We start from the raw sequence: 15,286 nt of genomic DNA on the forward strand, positions 1-15,286 counted from the left end.
GGCCGGCAAGTGAGGCGCAGCGCGACCTTTCAGTCGCTGGCGTCGCCCCTCATCCGCCCCTTCGGGCACCTTTCCCCGTGAACGGGCGAGGAAGAGGCGCTAGGGCCGCCGAAACCCAGTCGGCCCGCCATACAGATACCCAATCCGATCAACCGCATCCTTCAGCCCTTCGCGCGAGACCAGCATGGTGTGGCCGTTGGCGTGGATCATTGTCTCGGCGTCGGTCATGATCGCGACATGGCCCTTCCAGAACACCAGGTCGCCGCGTTTCAGTCCGGCATAATCGAATCCCGGATCGAGCGGCTCGCCGAGGCCTGCCGCTTGCATGTCGGAATCACGCAGCACATTGCGGCCGGCCATGCGCATGGCCAGTTGCACAAGGCCCGAACAGTCGATGCCGAAGCCGGAGGTGCCGCCCCAGAGATAGGGCGTGCCGAGAAACATCTCGGCGACCGAGACATAGTCGGCGGCGATGTCACTGACCGGGCAAATATGGCCGGCGATCAGCGCCTCGCCGGAGGGCAACAGCGCATAGTGCGTGCCGCGCGTTTCGGCGGCACCGGTTACCGTCACCGTCGAGCCCATCGACAATTGGCCGCTGATCGGGAAGCGCAGATCCGGGCCGGGATAGAGAAAAGTGCGCGGCGCCATGACGATGTGGGTTGGCGCATGCTCGGGTGCGCCCAGCATGGTGGCGCCGACGTAGCCGACATAGCCGTCACGTTCGGCCTGGACCCAGGCCCATCCCTCGGCTTCCTCGAAGACAAGCACATCGTCGCCGAACAGTACCTGCGTGTTGACGCCGGCATCCGGGCGCGGTGCCTTGCGCACGTCAGCCACGGAGGCTGTGATCCGGGCCGGACGGCCGGTGACGAAGCGATCGGCCGACACCTCCCCTTTCAGCCTGGCATCGGCGAGGTCGGAACGGAAGGCGTGGAGGCGGGCGTCCCTGGCAGTCAAATCGGTACTCGTCGAGTTCATGGATTGATCAGATGGGCAGTTCATGAGCCTTGGCAACGATACCATCCCCGAAGCGCTCGACAAAGAGCGCGCCTTCGACCGTGCGCCGGATCAGCACATTGCGCTTGTCGAGCTCGTCGCGATGGCGCGACACCAGTTTCAGCGCACCCATAGTGTCGAGGGCGCGGGTGATGACCGGCTTGGTGACATTGAGGCGGGCTGCCAGACCGCGCACCGTGTGCGGCGGCGGGTCGAGATAGATGGTGAACAGGATCGCCGTCTGGCGCATGGTGAGATCTGGCGCGCCGGCGCGCACCTGCGACAGCATCACCTGCTGCCACAGTCGCATCGCCTGACTCGGACGCATCGAAATCGACATCGCCCGAGCATGACGCCAAATTGTTTCGGTTCCGTTTCAGTTTAGAGGCGGTGTGTTGTGCTCACGACCCTAGGGATAGCGCCTCGAAATGACCCGCTCCAGTGCACGGATGCCTTGCGCCTCGCCGCCGGCGGGTCCGTAGGGGCGATCGGACGGGTTCCAGGCGAAGATGTCGAAGTGCGCCCAGCCCGTTGTCCGTTCGACAAAGCGCTTGAGGAAAAGCGCCGCGGTGACCGAACCGGCGAAGCCGTCGGTGGTGACGTTGTTGATGTCGGCGATCTTCGACGCCAGCCTGGCGTCATAGGGCCGCCACAACGGCATGCGCCACAACGGATCCTCGACGGCCATGGAGGCCGCAGCCAGTTCGGACGCCAGCACTTCGTCGCCAGTGTAGAAAGGCGGCAGATCGGGGCCGAGCGCGACACGCGCTGCCCCGGTCAGCGTCGCAATGTCGATCAGCAGTTCCGGCTCCTCGTCATCGGCCAGCGCCAGCGCATCGGCCAGCACCAGCCGCCCTTCGGCGTCGGTGTTGCCGATCTCGACGGTGAGGCCCTTGCGGCTGGTCAGTACATCTCCAGGCCGAAAGGCGTTGCCGGCAATCGAATTCTCGACTGCTGGGATCAGGACACGCAGCCGGACCTTCAGCCCGGCAGCCATGATCATCGAGGCCAGGCCCAGCACATTGGCGGCGCCGCCCATATCCTTCTTCATCAAGAGCATGCCCGACGAAGGCTTGATGTCGAGGCCGCCAGTGTCGAAACAGACACCCTTGCCGACCAGCGTCACCTTCGGCGCGCCTTCCGGTCCCCAAACCATATCGATCAGGCGCGGCACTCCGACCGAGGCCCGGCCGACCGCATGGATCATCGGGAAATTCTGCTTTAGGAGATCATCCCCCTTGATCACCGATACCTCGGCCTTGTGAGTGGCCGCCAGGGTCCGTACGGCCTTCTCCAACTCGTCCGGTCCCATGTCGCTGGTCGGCGTGTTGACGAGGTCGCGCGCCAGGAAGACGCCGTCGGCGATGCGCCGGACACGACCCGCATCGGCGCCGGACGGCAGCGCAAAACGCAACGCCTTGCCTGATTTCTTGCCGTAGCGAGTGAAGACATAGCCGCCGAGCACCAAGCCTATGGCCGCGAGTTCCGGCTCGGCTGGAGCGGCGGCAAAATGCCAGTCGCCTTCCGGCAAGGCTCTCGCCAGCATGCCGACGGCCAGCGCCCCCTCGCCATCACCGACGCCGAACAAGGCGCCGGCAAGGGAACCGTTGTCGCCGGCGACAGCGAGCGTCCTGCCGGCTTCGCCGGAAAAGCCGTTGGCGGCCGCCCATGCGATCGTGGAAGGCGAAAGCCCCAAGGCCTCCAGTCCATCCCTCGCGACCAGATGGACCGGCAAGGCAGTGTTTAGTGTCTCGATGAGTTCGACGGGCATTCGATGGTCTCCGGGAGGCTTGCAGATCGTCCCCAGTCAAGTGACAGGGACGTCGGATGATTTCAACATCTATGCACAGAGACCAGACATTGGACATGCCAGGCCATGGCTTCCGGCGGGCCGTTCGCCCATCAGACGGCTTGCTTTTTAACTGTCCGTTAGGGTTAACAGAATATTTCTGCGGGGATGAAGATGGCCACGTGAATGGCCACGCGCAGGAATGGAGAGCCCCGTGCCGATGCCCACCAACCGCAGGATGAACGTCACGGCCAAACGGTTGGTCACCACGGCACTGCTGATGGCGCTGGCGGCCGGTGTTGCCGGGTGCGGAACCAGCAAGCTCACGACCGGCTCGATCGGGCGCACCAGCGGCAAACCGCTGGAGACCATGTCGGCCAGCGAGTTGCACGGCGCGACCACGCGGCTCGGCGAATCCTACGCAAAGAACCCCAACGACAAGCGACTGGCGACAAATTTTGCGGCGGCGCTCCAGATGGACGGCGATGCCGACCAGTCGCTTGCCGTTATGCGCAAGCTGGCGATCGCCTACCCCAAGGATCGCGACGTGCTTGCCGCCTACGGCAAGGCGCTGGCCGCCAACGGCCAGTTCGAGCCGGCGCTCGACGCCGTGCGCCGGGCGCAGACGCCGGAATATCCGGACTGGCGGCTGATGTCGGCCGAGGCCGCCATTCTCGACCAGCTTGGCCAGAAGGATGAAGCGCGCCAGAACTACCGCAAGGCGCTGGACCTCAAGCCGAACGAACCCTCGATCCTTTCCAATCTCGGCATGTCCTATGTGCTGGAAGGCGATCTGCGCACCGCCGAGACCTATATGCGCTCGGCAGCCCAGCAACCGAATGCCGACAGCCGGGTGCGCCAGAACCTTGCGCTGGTCGTGGGACTGCAGGGCCGCTTCGACGAGGCCGAGAAGATCGCCTCGCAGGAGCTTTCGCCGGAACAGGCGCAAGCCAATGTAGCCTATCTTCGCCAGATGCTTGCCCAGCAGAACGCCTGGAGCCAGCTCAAGGATCAGGACAAGGCAAAGGCGGCGACCAACTGAGCGCCGCATGGGCGCCGGCTCCGCACAGCGCAAAATCCGTCCACGCATCAACGCTGAAAACCAAGAGCCGCACTGCATTGGCAGTGCGGCTCTTTAGTATGGCTGCAACGAGGCCTACTGGCTTGAGGAATTGTGCTGGTCGCCGAAGATGCCGCGCTGGCTGACCTGAATGCCGGCTGGGCCCAGAATGATGGCGAACAAAACCGGCAGGAAGAACAGGATCATCGGCACGGTAAGCTTCGGCGGCAGGGCGGCGGCCTTCTTCTCGGCTGCATTCATGCGCATGTCGCGGCTTTCCGCGGCCAGCACGCGCAATGCGTGCGCCACGGGTGTGCCGTAGCGTTCCGCCTGGACCAGTGCCTGGGACACTGACTTCACCGATTCCAGGCCGGTACGAGCCGACAGGTTTTCATAAGCCTGCTTGCGTTCCTGCAGATAAGAGAGTTCGGCATTGGTCAGCACGAATTCCTCCGCCAGCGCCACCGATTGCGAACCGATCTCCTCGGAGACCTTGCGCAAGGCAGCCTCGACCGACATGCCCGACTCGACGCAGATCAGCATCAGGTCGAGCGCATCCGGCCACGCCGCCTGGATCGACTGCTTGCGCTTGGCGGCACGATTGTTGACGTAAAGGATCGGCGCGTAGAAGCCGGCGTAGGCGACGAGAATGCAGACGAACAGTTTCGCGAAGGCCGGCCGGTCAGGCAGTCCGCCGAGCACGAACAGATAGATCGCTGCCAGCGCGAAACCCACAAACGGCAGGATCAGGCGGAAAAACAGGAAGCGCGTCAGCGGGTTTTGGCCACGAAAGCCCGCCACCTTGAGCTTCTGCAACGTGCCTTCATCGGCCAACGCACGCCGCAGGTCGAGCCTGTCGACGATGTTGCGCATGCCGATCGACTGCTCTTCGCGCAGCCCCTTGCGGCGGCGATCGGCTTCGTTGGCAAGCCGCGAGCGCTGCTTGGCGCGCAATTCGTCACGCTCCAGCGCCACCGATTTCATGCGCGCCTTGAGCTGATTGCCGCCAAGCGCCGGCAGCAACGTGAAGACGGTCGCGAACACCGCAACGCCGACCAGCAATGCGATCAGGAAGGCAGGATCGGTCAGCGATTTTACGACTTGGTCGGTCATCCGTTTTCAGTCTTTTCGTTCGAGCTTTCCAAGGTGGGCCTAAACTTCAAAGTTCATCATCTTGCGCATCACCAGAATGCCGATCGACATCCACACGCCGGAACAGCCAAGGATCAGATTGCCGGTGCTGGTGGTGAACAGCGGCATGATGTAGTTCGGGCTCGACAGATAGACGAGAAGGGCGACGACAATAGGCAGCGCGCCGATGATGACGGCCGACGCCTTCGCTTCCATGGACAGCGCCTGGACCTTGGCCTTCATTTTCTTGCGATCGCGAAGCACGCGCGAAAGGTTGCCTAGCGCCTCGGAGAGATTACCGCCGGCCTGTGACTGGATCTGGATAACGATTCCGAAGAAACTTGCCTCGCTGCACGGCATGGTCTCAGCCATGCGCAAGGTGGCGTCGGGGATGGACATGCCAATCTGCTGCGAATCGACGATCCGGCGGAACTCGGTCTTGACCGGCTCCGGCGATTCATTGGCGATCAGGCGAATGGCGTCGTTGAGCGGCAGGCCGGATTTGACGGCGCGCACGATGATGTCGAGGGAGTTGGGAAATTCGTTGAGGAACGCCTTGACCCGGCGCGCGCGGCGAAACGAGACGAACCAGCGCGGCAGGCCGAGCGCGCCGGCCAGAAGCGTACCCGGCAGGACAAGTAGCGGCGCGCCGGCGAGATAGGCGAGCACCGTCAGCGCGATGCCGCAAATGACGGAGTAGATATAGAAACGCTCGATCGAGACCTGCATGCCGGCCTGACGAATCTGGGCCTTTAACGGCGGCTTCTTGACGGCGAGTTCGTTGGTTTTCTGCTTTTCGTCGAGCTGTTTCAGCGTGTCCTGGACAGATTTACGCCGCTTGACCGCCTCCGCGACACGGTCGCGCGAAGCCTTGACGACCGAACGATCGGTCTCGGCGGCCTTGATCGTCTCGAGCCGCTTGCCGGCCTGCTTCTCGTTGCTCATCTTGGTGAACAGGAAGGCATAGGCGACCGCACCGGCGCTGAAGCCGGCGAGCACGATGAACGCCAGTACGGTGGTATCAATTCCGAACATCGACCTCAGTCCCCACGCCTGGATATGCGTTAGTCAGCGCGTTTCTCCATCGATTCCAGAGCATTGGCGAGGCGCTGTTCCTCGCCATAGTAGCGGGCGCGATCCCAGAAATGCGGACGGCCGATGCCGGTCGACACATGCTCGCCAAGCAGCCTTCCGTTCGAGTCCTCGCCCTTGATGTTGTAGAGCACGATGTCCTGCGTGATGATGACGTCACCTTCCATGCCGATCACCTCGGTGATGTGGGTGATGCGGCGCGAGCCGTCGCGAAGGCGTGCTGCCTGGATGATGACATCGACGGAGCCGACGACGATTTCACGCACGGTCTTCTGCGGCAGCGAATAGCCGCCCATGGCGATCATCGATTCGATACGGTTCAGGCATTCGCGCGGGCTGTTGGAGTGGATCGTTCCCATCGACCCGTCATGGCCGGTGTTCATCGCCTGCAGCAGGTCGAAAACCTCCGGTCCGCGCACTTCGCCGACGATGATGCGTTCGGGCCGCATGCGCAAGCAGTTCTTGACCAGGTCGCGCATGGTCACCTCGCCTTCGCCCTCGAGATTGGGCGGGCGGGTTTCGAGACGTACCACGTGCGGCTGCTGCAGTTGCAGTTCGGCCGAGTCCTCGCAGGTGATGACGCGTTCCTCGCGGTCGATATAGTTGGTCAAGCAGTTGAGCAGCGTCGTCTTGCCGGAGCCGGTACCGCCGGAGATGACGATGTTGCAGCGGACGCGGCCGATAATCTTGAGTATCTCGGCGCCCTGCGGCGAGATGGCGCCGAACTTGACCAGCTGATCGAGCGTCAGCTTGTCCTTCTTGAACTTGCGGATGGTGAGCGCGGTGCCGTCGATGGAGAGCGGCGGCGCGATCACGTTGACGCGAGACCCGTCAGGAAGACGGGCGTCACAGATCGGGCTCGATTCGTCGACGCGGCGGCCAACCTGGCTGACGATGCGCTGGCAGATGTTGAGCAGCTGCTGATTGTCGCGGAAGCGGATGCCGGTCTGTTCGACCTTGCCGTTGACTTCGATGTAGACGTTCTTGGAGCCGTTGACCATGATGTCGGCGATATCGTCGCGGGCGAGCAGCGGCTCCAGCGGCCCGTAGCCTAGCACATCGTTGCAGATGTCGTCGAGCAACTCTTCCTGCTCGGCGATCGACATTGCGAAATTTTTGATGGCGATGATGTCGTTGACGATATCGCGGATTTCCTCGCGCGCGCTCTCGGGATCGAGTTTCGCAAGTTGCGACAGGTCAATGGTGTCGATGAGCGCGGAGAAGACCTGGCTCTTGGTGTCGTAGTAGGTTTCGCTTTTTTCGCGCTGGATCTTTTTTGGCGGCTCCGGCGCCATCGACGGCGCCTCAACGGCACGGCGAGTTGGCGGCGTTGCCAGCGCTCCCGGCGGCGGCGCTGCCGGGGGTCGGGCAAGTACCGCCATGTCCGCAGGCGTTGCAGCAGCCGGCGCCGCTGACGCTGGCTGACGGAACTCCGGGGTGAACCGGCCGCCGTCGTCGGAGCCTCTTTTTCCAAACATGATCGACTACCAATTTCGCTTGAGAAGCGTCATTTCTTGTTACGCGAGAGCTTGCCGAGGAGGCCGCCAAGGCCTGCCTTCTTCCTGGCCTTGATTTCGCTGCGACCGGTCAGCACGTGCGCGATTTCGTTGATCATGCCGACGACCGGGCTCTTGGGATCCATCTCGCCCAGCATGCGGCCGTTGTTCGCGGCATTTCCAAACAACAACGGGTCGAAGGCGATGACCGACATCGGCGTGAGGCTGAGCGGCTCGGCGAAGTCGGAAGCGGAAATCTCGGGCCGTTTCGGCACGCCGGCCTGATTGATGATCAGTTTCGGCGGCGGATCGTTCGGGCGAAGCCGCGTCAGCATATCGACCAGATTCTTGGTGTTGCGCAGATTGGCCAATTCCGGCGTCGCAGTGATGACGATCTCGTCGGCCTTGATCAGTGTGTTCTTGGTCCAGCCCGTCCAGATATGGGGGACGTCGAGCACCAGCAGCGGCACGCTGCGCTGGGCGGTATCGATGAGTTGCGTGAAGGCATCGGGATCGAAATCATAGACACGTTCGAGGGTGGAGGGCGCGGCGAGCAGCGACAGGTGTTCGGCGCACTGGGCAAGCAGACGGTCGAGATAAACCTCGTCGACGCGTTCGGGCGAAAACACGGCCTCGGCGATGCCTTGCGCAGGGTCCTGGTCGAAGTTTATGTTGGCCGTCCCGAAAGCCAGGTCGAGATCGGCGACGACCACTTCCGACTTGAACAGCGATGACATCGCCCACGCCACATTGTGGGCGATGGTCGAGGAGCCGACGCCACCCTTGGCGCCGACGAAGGCGATCGAGCGGCCGATCGGCTCGGCTTCCGGATCGACGAAGATCGACGAAACCACCGAGACAATATCGGCCATCGACACGGGCGCGATGACGTATTCGGAAATACCGAAGCGGATGAGTTCGCGGTAAAGACCGACATCGTTGTAGTGGCCGATCACCACGACTTTAGAGGAGGGATCGCAATATTCTGAAAGCTGGGCAAGCTGCTCCAGCAACTGCTTCGGTTCGCTGCGCGACTCCAGAAGGATGAGGTTCGGCGTCGGCGCGGATTGGTAGAATTCGATCGCCGTGGCGATGCCGCCCATATGCACTTTCAGATGCGCCTTGGCCATGCGGCGATCCTCGCCGGCCCGCTCCACCGGATGCGCGACACCTTCCGTCTCGCAAAATGCCTGGATGGAAATACGCGGAACCGGCCGCAGCGCCTGCATCGCGGCAATATCCAATTGCGAGCTGTCGCCGCCGTCTACGGGCGTATCGTAGGCAAGATTGCTCATTGTCATGCTCTTTTCCGTGACTTCTCTTCCGGTCTCTACGCGGGACCGGCGCTCCTAGTACGTCACTTCCGAATTGCCGAGGAACTCGTCCGAAATACCTCTGCCGCGGTAGACGTCGATCACCGCGCCGCGGTTCTCGGCGTCGATGTCGGACGACTTTCTTGGCCCGAGCAGATCGGTCGGATTGGCGAGTTGCGCGGCGAGGTTGTTTTGAGACGAGCAGCCGTAATCGGCGTAGTGCTTGTTTTCGGAGGTTTCGAGGATGTCTTCGGGCCAGCGCCCGCATTTGTCGGTCTGGGCTCTCACCGAAATATAGGAAACGCGGATAGGCGCCGACGCTTCCGGGGAAACCGACTGGTAGGAGGTCACCACGATCCGGTTTAGCTTGATGCCGCTGGCAACCGCCAGCCTTGCGAAATCGCGCGCCGCGGCAGTCGCCGCGACCTCATTAGCCGAGCCGATCGGGGTTGCGATCGTCAGCGCCGGGGCAGCGCTCTTGTCGTAACCGTCGAGGAAGCCCAGAAGCGTGTCGCGCTGCGAGCCGGTCATGCCGCGATCGCCGGCGCCGACCGGGAGGTCGAGCTTCTGGTTCTTCTCAGCAATTACGATCGGATGCGTGGTGCGATAATCATCGGGAATCGCCCCAACCGTGATGCTGTCGCGCTTAGCGCAACCGGCAAGCGAGGCGGCGATCGCGACCGCCAGGATCGGCATTGCCGATCGGCGGATCCGGCCACGGCCAGACCATGCCGTTGCGGCAATCGCCAGTACCTTTGATGCTGACTGAGACATGTCCGCTTCCCCGCTTACTTGTAGATGAAGCCGACAACGCCGTGGTAGCGGCCGTTGGGCTTGTCGGTCTGCATGGTGCCGTAGACGCGGTTGACGCGGCCAAGGAACATGGCCGGACCATCGCCGGCGGCATTGAAATTGTCGTCCGGCTTAGCCAGGTCGTTGCGCGCCACCGGCCGAGCCAGATAAGGCGTGATGATGATGACCAGTTCAGTTTCATTGCGGACGAAATCGCGGCTGCGGAATAGCGTGCCGAGCACCGGGATCTTGGTCAGGCCGGGCAAGCCCGATACAGCCTGGCGGACGTCGTCGCGAACGAGGCCGGCAATCATCATCGAACCGCCCGACGGCAATTCGACGGTGGTGTCGGCAAGTCTCTTGCGGATCGACAGAAGCGTCAGGCCGGGCAAGCTGCCGCCGCCTTCCAGGGTGGTAGCACCTTCCGAGGTCGGCTCCGAAACCGATGTTCTGACCTTGAGGCTGATCCGGCCCGCCGACAGCACAACGGGCTGGAACTCGAGGCCTATGCCGTATTCCAGCTTTTCGTTGGTGTAGGTGACCTGGCCGGTCTGGTTGTCGGTCGAAACGTTGTTCGTACGTGCCGTGATGAGATTGAATTCGCCGCCGACCCTGAACGTTGCCTTCTCGCCCGAAACCGCGGTGAGGGTCGGTTCTGCAAGCGTCTTCATGACGCCGCTTTGCTCCATGGCATTGATGTAGGCTTTGAGGCCACTGCCGCCCAAGTTAAAGCCTGAATTCTGCGAAAGCGGCTTTCCCAAACCGTAGTTGGGCGAACTCAGCGCACCGTAAGCGATGCCGTCCATGCTGCCGCTGCCAACCATGTTGACGCCGAGCTGCTTCATCACCGAGCGGCTGACTTCGGCCACGGTCACCTTCAGCGTCACCTGGTCGTCGCCGATGATCTGTAGCAGGTTGACGATCTTCGAGACCCGGCGTTCGGCATCCGGGTTGTTGATGTCGACGCCCCCATTGGCATTGCCGCCGGCCGCGGTCTGCGAATACTGGCCCGTCGTCGCTTCACCTCCGGACACGAAGATGGTTGCCAGATCGACGGCGCGCTTGGCATCGAGCGGCGTATCCACCGTCCCGGTCAGGACGACGTTGTCGTTCAGCAATTCGACCTTGATCTCGGCATTCGGAAGGAAGCGCTTGAGGTAGTCTTCCAATCCGGCGACGTCGCGTTCGACGGCCAGATCCAGGCTGGCAATCTGCTCGCCATTGGGACCGAAGACGAAGATGTTGGTTTCGCCCACCGACTTGCCGAACAGATAGATGCGCCTTGCGGTGCGGGTCACCGCATCGGCGACCGCGGGATTGGCGACAAGGATGTCGTAGGCGTCGCTCGGCAGATCGATGACGACCGATTTGTTGAGGCCGAGCTTGACACGTTGCGTGGCGGTCGAGGCCGTGACCCCGACGCTCTTTCCGGCGGCCTTGGCGTCGCCGAGGCCACTTGCATGGGCTCCGAGGAAAAGCAGGCCGACGGCTGCAGCCATGGTGACCGGCAGTTTAGCGACTAACCTCATTTCCTTGCCCCTACTTCGGAAACTTCGCCCGATTTGATCAACCGCACCGTTCCGCGCCGCCCACTGCCGGAAACGAGGTAGTCGGCTTCATCGGTACCCTTTTCCTTGTTGTCGGTGATCGAGCGCAGCGCCAGCGTCAGGCGATCGGCCATCTGCTGGGCGACGGTTATGATCTCGGCCTGCTGCGGCGTCAGCTCCAGCGTCGCCGTCTGTCCGACCCTGGTCTTCTTGCCTTCCTCGTCCTCCTGGATGGTCTGATCGATCGCCAGGACGCGGATGTTCTTGAGGATGGTCTCGGTGGTGAATCCGCTGCCGCCGTTGCCGGTGTCGGATCTGCGGGTCATGATGACGTCGACAAAATCGTTGGGCAGGATGAACCCGCCTGCCGACGTGTCAGCCGAGATCGCGGTGGCGACGGCACGCATGCCGGTGGGCAGGATCGAAGACATGAAGCTTTGCCCCTCGCCGATCAGCTTGGAGCGCCGCAGCGGCTCACCGGTGTACATCGCCATGCGGGCGACGGAGCCCTTCAGTTTCTCCCGCGCTTCGGGTTCGGCGGCACGGGTGATGAAATTCGCATTGATGCCATCGGACGGCCATGACTCCCAGCTGAGATTGTTCTCAAGTGGGCTGCCCATCGGCACGTCGCCGGAAAGCACGAGCACATCCTGCAAGGCAATGGCCGGCGCCTGCGGGGCATCGGCGACGACCTGCTGGGGCGGGACCGCCACCATATTCTTGGCGACATAACCTGCACCACCCGCCGCAGCCACCGCCACGCCCAGAATAATCAGTCGGGATGCTGGCATCTGTCCGAACCCTCGCCTTTAGGCAACCACCTAGCCAGGCCGGACTTTGCAGCGGCAATCGTCAAAACAAGGTTAATGCAATGCTTACGATCGTGATTAATTTAAGGTTTACATAAATTGGACGGACCCGTGCTCCGACGACAGAAAGGGCGACCAGCGGCCTCTTTTCAGACCGATGTCGGAGCGGCAAAGGTTGCTTGCTGTTTCAGTTCGCCAGCTTTGCCAGTGCCCAAACCATCAGGGGTGAATCCGGATAGGTCAGCAGCCCGCCAATGCCGAGTGCAATGCCGTAGGGAACGCCAGTCGTGTCGTCGGCGAAATGGCGCAGGAATAGATTGTGGCTGGTGTAAATCGCCAGCGGCGATTTCCGGTAGAGAAGGATGGCGAGCGTCAGCAGTCCGCCGATGAACGTCGATATCACGAGATACTCGACAAGGTGAATGTTGAACCCCATCCAGACGGCGGTGCCGGCGAGCAGCTTGGCGTCGCCGCCACCCATGCCGCCGAGTGCAAACAGACCGAACGTCACGGCCAGCACCAGGCCGCCGGCGGCGAAATGCCAGCCATAGGTTGCCCAGTCCATGGCCGTCAGCGGCGCAACCAGCGCAAACACCGCCAGCAGCAGCACCGGTACGCGGTTGGCGATCGTCATCGACAGCATGTCGGAGATCGCGGCGAAGAGCATGCAAAAAGGAAAGATGACGAAGATCAACGCTTCGAGCATGGGCGCGACACCCTGTTGCCAACTGTATCCAGCCTCAGCCTAGACATATATGATTAACGATCGATGAGACTGGGTTACTCAAAATCGCCCGACGCGATGAAATAAGGGCCGCCAGTCAGGCGGCCCCTATCTCTAAGGCAACCAGGGTATTACGAACCACTCACCTTACCGGCGATGGCGATGAACTTGTTGTTCAGGGCGTTGCCGAGCTGACCAGCGCCAAAAATGATGGCAAGCGCGATGAGAGCGGCGATCAGACCGTATTCGATAGCGGTCGCGCCGGATTCGTCCTTCGCGAAACGTGCGATGAGATTAGACATTCGAGAGCTCCTACTCCACGTGTTACAGCACTTCCGTCAACTTCTGTGGTGGTTGATCGGATGCTGCCAATCTACGGAGAAGCTCTTTCAATCGGCTTAATAAACAGCCTTACCGATTCCTTTCCCGCTTCGAACAGCTTGCGTGGTTAACCGTAAACTAAACGCTGGACAGTAGCTCGCCTGCCCGTGAAGAGCTGTAATTTCACGGCTATCGGCAGGATGCATTGTTACATTAGCTGGCAGCAGGATTGGTGCGAATACCCCGGCGCCGGTCAAGGGTTTAACCGTTGGTTCACCAATCTCCTTCATGTTTCCTTGAACAAGTTTTGCCGCTGTGGAGCGCCTTGATGACTGCCATAAAATCGTCATTCCTGCTTGTCGCGCTTCTCGCCGTCCCGGCTTTCGTGCTGCCGGCCAAGGCCGGAGCCGGCATCGAAGTGACGATGAACCAGGCCAAGATCGTCAAACTGACACGCCCGGCCGACACCATCGTCGTCGGCAATCCGGCAATTGCCGACGCTTCGGTCCAGGATGCATCGACGATCGTGCTGACCGGCAAGGGATTCGGCGTCACCAATCTCGTCGTCCTTGACCGGGAGGGCAGCCCGATCATCGACGAGCAGGTCACCGTCGTGCGACAGGATGCGTCGTCAGTGCGCATCTACAGGCGAGCCCAGATACAAACAATGTCCTGCACGCCCTATTGCGAAAGCTCGTACAAGAGCGAATCCGAGAAGTCGTCCGAGGCCGAGATGAGCGCGGGGCAATAAGCGCCTCGGGTGGTTTGACGGTCACGACAAAGCCGCCTCGGTTAGCCGCCGGTTAATGCCGTCTCGCCGAATTTAACGGTCATCCAAACCGGACCTCAACTGGTTCTTGATATTGGTGCAGGCGATACCGCATCAGGATCGGCAGGGACGGGACATGGGCGACGATTTGGTCGAGAGTTTGGGCGCGGATTCAGGCCCCGAAATCGGCAAGGTGAAGTCACGACGAGCGACGTTCGCCCGTCGTTTCCTTCGTGATCGGCGCGGCAGCACGGCGATAGAATTCGCGATGCTTGCGCTACCGTTTGCGGCTCTCGTCTTCGCCATCCTCGAGAGCTGCGTTTCATTTGCCGGACAGGAGGTGATGGCCAACATCACCGATGATATCGCCCGTCAGTTGCGTACTGGCCAGTTGAGGCAAGCCGATGTGACGGAAGAGAAGCTGAAGGGCTTGGTCTGCGCCAGACTCGAGATCATTGTCGCGAAGGGTTGCCCCGGTTTGCTGGTGGATCTGCGCCCGTTCAAGACCTTTGCCGGGGCAGCCAGTGCGGGTTTCACGATTTCCGGCTCGACCATCACGCTGACGGGCAAGGATCCGGATACAGGCAAGGACCCGGCTTTCGGGACCCCTACAATAGGTCCGGCAGAATCAAAGAACATGCTGCGGGTCTTTTACCCTTGGCCGGTCATGACCGATTTCATGGCTCAATACATGTCGAATATGGATGGCGGCAAGACTCTGCATTACGCGACGACAACGTGGCAAAACGAGCCATTCGACAACTGAAATTGCACGTGTAAGCAAAAGGAAAAGTGCATGTTTCGTGCGGGGGCACATCCGGGGATGTCGGTTAGCTGGAAGAGAGCGGCGCGGTTTTTTTCCGATCGGCGCGGCATAGCGGCCGTCGAGTTTGCCCTCGTCGTGCCTGTCTTGCTGATCATGTATTTCATTACGATGGAGGCCTCGCAAGCCATCGAGGCCAGCAAGAAGGTCAGCCGCATCAGCTCCATGGTTGCCGACCTCGTCACGCAGCAAACGTCGGTGGTCAACGCAGATCTCACCGACATCATGAAGATCGGCAACTCCAGCCTTCAGCCTTACAACCGCTCGGTCGCCAATATCTCCATTACGGCAATCGACATCAGAACCGACCCGAACAATCCGATACCGCAAGCAAAGGTGGCGTGGTCCTGGAGCGTGCTGGATGGGAAGACTGGCCGCGACTCCAACCCGACAACTTCCACCACCGTTCCGGCGACGCTCAATGTTGCGGGGACTTTCCTCATTCGTGTCAAAACCACTCTAGCATACCAACCGATCATCTCCTGGTCGGAAGGCTCCGAAAAGCCGCTCGGATTTATCTCGGCCTTCAACGAAGGCAAGATAACGATGAGCGAAACCTACTATCTCAGGCCGCGCCGGACCACGTCGATCCCCTGCAGCGATTGCTGAAGCAGCTCTGGC

16 protein-coding genes are annotated in these 15,286 nt (G+C 61.5%); 4 read left to right on the plus strand and 12 right to left on the minus strand.

Translation table 11 applies throughout. From position 1 onward, the window contains the following. Nucleotides 1–99: 99 nt before the first annotated feature. From X733_RS151215 to X733_RS151205, 3 genes are all read right to left on the minus strand, one after another. Entirely contained in the window at nucleotides 100–981 is an 882-nt protein-coding gene (locus tag X733_RS151215; protein ID WP_081740655.1) for an NlpC/P60 family protein, read from the minus strand. A 7-nt stretch (nucleotides 982–988) separates the two neighbouring features. Continuing rightward, on the minus strand, nucleotides 989–1,339 hold the full coding sequence (locus X733_RS151210; protein WP_023699486.1) for a MarR family winged helix-turn-helix transcriptional regulator: 351 nt from the start codon (nucleotides 1,337–1,339) through the stop codon (nucleotides 989–991). A gap of 69 nt (nucleotides 1,340–1,408) precedes the next feature. After that, nucleotides 1,409–2,770, minus strand: a complete 1,362-nt coding sequence (locus tag X733_RS151205; RefSeq protein WP_023818805.1) for a leucyl aminopeptidase family protein — start codon at nucleotides 2,768–2,770, stop codon at nucleotides 1,409–1,411. A 238-nt stretch (nucleotides 2,771–3,008) separates the two neighbouring features. Between X733_RS151205 and X733_RS151200 the strand changes: the two genes are divergently transcribed. After that, nucleotides 3,009–3,830, plus strand: coding sequence for a tetratricopeptide repeat protein (locus tag X733_RS151200; protein ID WP_023818806.1), 822 nt, complete (start codon nucleotides 3,009–3,011; stop codon nucleotides 3,828–3,830). 114 nt (nucleotides 3,831–3,944) lie between these two features. Here the strand turns inward: X733_RS151200 and X733_RS151195 are convergent, their stop codons facing one another. The 9 genes from X733_RS151195 to X733_RS151155 form a co-directional block, all read right to left on the minus strand. After that, nucleotides 3,945–4,961 carry a type II secretion system F family protein gene (locus X733_RS151195; protein WP_023703460.1) on the minus strand — a complete coding sequence of 339 codons (1,017 nt, stop codon included), beginning with the start codon at nucleotides 4,959–4,961 and terminating at the stop codon, nucleotides 3,945–3,947. 39 nt (nucleotides 4,962–5,000) lie between these two features. Beyond that, the gene (locus X733_RS151190) at nucleotides 5,001–6,014 is read right to left on the minus strand and encodes a type II secretion system F family protein (RefSeq protein ID WP_023818807.1); all 1,014 of its coding nucleotides are present in this window, start codon (nucleotides 6,012–6,014) and stop codon (nucleotides 5,001–5,003) included. Between the two features lie 29 nt (nucleotides 6,015–6,043). Beyond that, entirely contained in the window at nucleotides 6,044–7,549 is a 1,506-nt protein-coding gene (locus tag X733_RS151185; RefSeq protein ID WP_023738191.1) for a CpaF family protein, read from the minus strand. Between the two features lie 29 nt (nucleotides 7,550–7,578). Continuing rightward, nucleotides 7,579–8,862, minus strand: coding sequence for a CpaE family protein (locus X733_RS151180; protein WP_023681982.1), 1,284 nt, complete (start codon nucleotides 8,860–8,862; stop codon nucleotides 7,579–7,581). Between the two features lie 54 nt (nucleotides 8,863–8,916). Continuing rightward, complete coding sequence (locus tag X733_RS151175) at nucleotides 8,917–9,654, minus strand: CpaD family pilus assembly protein (protein WP_023681983.1); 738 nt, start codon at nucleotides 9,652–9,654, stop codon at nucleotides 8,917–8,919. 14 nt (nucleotides 9,655–9,668) lie between these two features. Continuing rightward, entirely contained in the window at nucleotides 9,669–11,201 is a 1,533-nt protein-coding gene (locus X733_RS151170; RefSeq protein WP_023681984.1) for a type II and III secretion system protein family protein, read from the minus strand. After that, nucleotides 11,198–12,010: a Flp pilus assembly protein CpaB gene (gene cpaB / locus X733_RS151165; protein ID WP_023681985.1), complete on the minus strand. Its 813-nt coding sequence runs from the start codon at nucleotides 12,008–12,010 to the stop codon at nucleotides 11,198–11,200. The genes X733_RS151170 and cpaB overlap by 4 nt, the downstream gene beginning before the upstream one ends. A 205-nt stretch (nucleotides 12,011–12,215) precedes the next feature. Continuing rightward, nucleotides 12,216–12,734, minus strand: coding sequence for a prepilin peptidase (locus X733_RS151160; RefSeq protein ID WP_023703464.1), 519 nt, complete (start codon nucleotides 12,732–12,734; stop codon nucleotides 12,216–12,218). Nucleotides 12,735–12,883: 149 nt separating this feature from the next. After that, nucleotides 12,884–13,054, minus strand: a complete 171-nt coding sequence (locus X733_RS151155; RefSeq protein WP_023681987.1) for a Flp family type IVb pilin — start codon at nucleotides 13,052–13,054, stop codon at nucleotides 12,884–12,886. 347 nt (nucleotides 13,055–13,401) lie between these two features. Between X733_RS151155 and X733_RS151150 the strand changes: the two genes are divergently transcribed. The 3 genes from X733_RS151150 to X733_RS151140 all read left to right on the plus strand — a co-directional run bounded on the left by X733_RS151150 (nucleotide 13,402) and on the right by X733_RS151140 (nucleotide 15,274). Then, complete coding sequence (locus X733_RS151150; protein WP_023818808.1) at nucleotides 13,402–13,824, plus strand: pilus assembly protein N-terminal domain-containing protein; 423 nt, start codon at nucleotides 13,402–13,404, stop codon at nucleotides 13,822–13,824. 154 nt (nucleotides 13,825–13,978) lie between these two features. Beyond that, nucleotides 13,979–14,608, plus strand: a complete 630-nt coding sequence (locus X733_RS151145; protein ID WP_023818809.1) for a TadE/TadG family type IV pilus assembly protein — start codon at nucleotides 13,979–13,981, stop codon at nucleotides 14,606–14,608. 30 nt (nucleotides 14,609–14,638) lie between these two features. Then, nucleotides 14,639–15,274, plus strand: a complete 636-nt coding sequence (locus tag X733_RS151140) for a TadE/TadG family type IV pilus assembly protein (protein WP_023818810.1) — start codon at nucleotides 14,639–14,641, stop codon at nucleotides 15,272–15,274. Nucleotides 15,275–15,286 lie beyond the last annotated feature (12 nt).

This window comes from Mesorhizobium sp. L2C066B000, assembly GCF_000502335.1.
Lineage (GTDB): Bacteria > Pseudomonadota > Alphaproteobacteria > Rhizobiales > Rhizobiaceae > Mesorhizobium.

Excerpts from the sequence above, each read along its gene's own strand:
- X733_RS151215 (WP_081740655.1), bottom strand. The coding sequence starts at position 981 with ATGAACTCGACGAGTACCGATTTGACTGCCAGGGACGCCCGCCTCCAC.
- X733_RS151210 (WP_023699486.1), bottom strand. The coding sequence starts at position 1,339 with ATGTCGATTTCGATGCGTCCGAGTCAGGCGATGCGACTGTGGCAGCAG.
- X733_RS151205 (WP_023818805.1), bottom strand. The coding sequence starts at position 2,770 with ATGCCCGTCGAACTCATCGAGACACTAAACACTGCCTTGCCGGTCCAT.
- X733_RS151200 (WP_023818806.1), top strand. The coding sequence starts at position 3,009 with ATGCCCACCAACCGCAGGATGAACGTCACGGCCAAACGGTTGGTCACC.
- X733_RS151195 (WP_023703460.1), bottom strand. The coding sequence starts at position 4,961 with ATGACCGACCAAGTCGTAAAATCGCTGACCGATCCTGCCTTCCTGATC.
- X733_RS151190 (WP_023818807.1), bottom strand. The coding sequence starts at position 6,014 with ATGTTCGGAATTGATACCACCGTACTGGCGTTCATCGTGCTCGCCGGC.
- X733_RS151185 (WP_023738191.1), bottom strand. The coding sequence starts at position 7,549 with ATGTTTGGAAAAAGAGGCTCCGACGACGGCGGCCGGTTCACCCCGGAG.
- X733_RS151180 (WP_023681982.1), bottom strand. The coding sequence starts at position 8,862 with ATGAGCAATCTTGCCTACGATACGCCCGTAGACGGCGGCGACAGCTCG.
- X733_RS151175 (WP_023681983.1), bottom strand. The coding sequence starts at position 9,654 with ATGTCTCAGTCAGCATCAAAGGTACTGGCGATTGCCGCAACGGCATGG.
- X733_RS151170 (WP_023681984.1), bottom strand. The coding sequence starts at position 11,201 with ATGAGGTTAGTCGCTAAACTGCCGGTCACCATGGCTGCAGCCGTCGGC.
- cpaB (WP_023681985.1), bottom strand. The coding sequence starts at position 12,010 with ATGCCAGCATCCCGACTGATTATTCTGGGCGTGGCGGTGGCTGCGGCG.
- X733_RS151160 (WP_023703464.1), bottom strand. The coding sequence starts at position 12,734 with ATGCTCGAAGCGTTGATCTTCGTCATCTTTCCTTTTTGCATGCTCTTC.
- X733_RS151155 (WP_023681987.1), bottom strand. The coding sequence starts at position 13,054 with ATGTCTAATCTCATCGCACGTTTCGCGAAGGACGAATCCGGCGCGACC.
- X733_RS151150 (WP_023818808.1), top strand. The coding sequence starts at position 13,402 with ATGACTGCCATAAAATCGTCATTCCTGCTTGTCGCGCTTCTCGCCGTC.
- X733_RS151145 (WP_023818809.1), top strand. The coding sequence starts at position 13,979 with ATGGGCGACGATTTGGTCGAGAGTTTGGGCGCGGATTCAGGCCCCGAA.
- X733_RS151140 (WP_023818810.1), top strand. The coding sequence starts at position 14,639 with ATGTTTCGTGCGGGGGCACATCCGGGGATGTCGGTTAGCTGGAAGAGA.